The organism is Halomonas sp. KAO, from assembly GCF_015595025.1.
Taxonomy (GTDB): domain Bacteria; phylum Pseudomonadota; class Gammaproteobacteria; order Pseudomonadales; family Halomonadaceae; genus Halomonas.
Genome location: NZ_JADNRL010000037.1, coordinates 1 through 1,253, shown reverse-complemented (window position 1 = coordinate 1,253; position 1,253 = coordinate 1). Strand labels below are relative to the sequence as shown.

General features: G+C 55.8%; 1 rRNA gene (running past one end of the window). It reads right to left on the bottom strand.

Going from position 1 to position 1,253, the window contains the following annotated elements:
* A 16S ribosomal RNA gene (locus IOC61_RS16000) occupies nt 1-936 on the bottom strand; it reaches 951 nt to the left of the window's first position.
* Nucleotides 937-1,253: the final 317 nt, after the last annotated feature.

Genomic DNA, 1,253 nt, shown 5'->3' with positions numbered 1-1,253 from the left:
TTGTGCGGGCCCCCGTCAATTCATTTGAGTTTTAACCTTGCGGCCGTACTCCCCAGGCGGTCGACTTATCGCGTTAACTGCGCCACAAAGGTCACAAGGACCCCAACGGCTAGTCGACATCGTTTACGGCGTGGACTACCAGGGTATCTAATCCTGTTTGCTACCCACGCTTTCGCACCTCAGCGTCAGTGTCAGTCCAGAAGGCCGCCTTCGCCACTGGTATTCCTCCCGATCTCTACGCATTTCACCGCTACACCGGGAATTCTACCTTCCTCTCCTGCACTCTAGCCTGACAGTTCCGGATGCCGTTCCCAGGTTGAGCCCGGGGCTTTCACAACCGGCTTATCACGCCGCCTACGCGCGCTTTACGCCCAGTAATTCCGATTAACGCTCGCACCCTCCGTATTACCGCGGCTGCTGGCACGGAGTTAGCCGGTGCTTCTTCTGTGGGTGATGTCCTCCCTCGAGGGTATTGGCCCCGAGGATTTCTTCCCCACTGAAAGTGCTTTACAACCCGAAAGCCTTCTTCACACACGCGGCATGGCTGGATCAGGCTTTCGCCCATTGTCCAATATTCCCCACTGCTGCCTCCCGTAGGAGTTCGGGCCGTGTCTCAGTCCCGATGTGGCTGATCATCCTCTCAGACCAGCTACGGATCGTCGCCTTGGTGAGCCGTTACCTCACCAACCAGCTAATCCGACATAGGCTCATCCGATAGCGCAAGGTCCGAAGATCCCCTGCTTTCTCCCGTAGGACGTATGCGGTATTAGCCTGGGTTTCCCCAGGTTATCCCCCACTACCGGGCAGATTCCTATGCATTACTCACCCGTCCGCCGCTCGACGCCTGGAAGCAAGCTTCCATCGTTTCCGCTCGACTTGCATGTGTTAGGCCTGCCGCCAGCGTTCAATCTGAGCCATGATCAAACTCTTCAGTTTAAGATCATAAGTGCTTGAAGTAGCACCAAACTTGGCTCAAGGTTCAAACGTTCTCAAATAGATCCGAAGATCTATGACGAGTCGCTTGCCTTGATGGTTCAATGACATGATCACCGAGCCATCGGCAAGCGCCCACATGAATTACCTGATCGATTGTTAAAGAGCGGCTTCGAACTCTGTCGAGTGAAGCGTCTCGCTTGCTGTCGGCCGGAGCGAACTCCGTGTCGTCAGCGCCCTGCGAGGAAGGCGTATTCTACCGTTTCGCTTGGCAATGTCAAGCGGTGTCTGGCGAAGCGTGCTTGCCGTGACTGCTGACC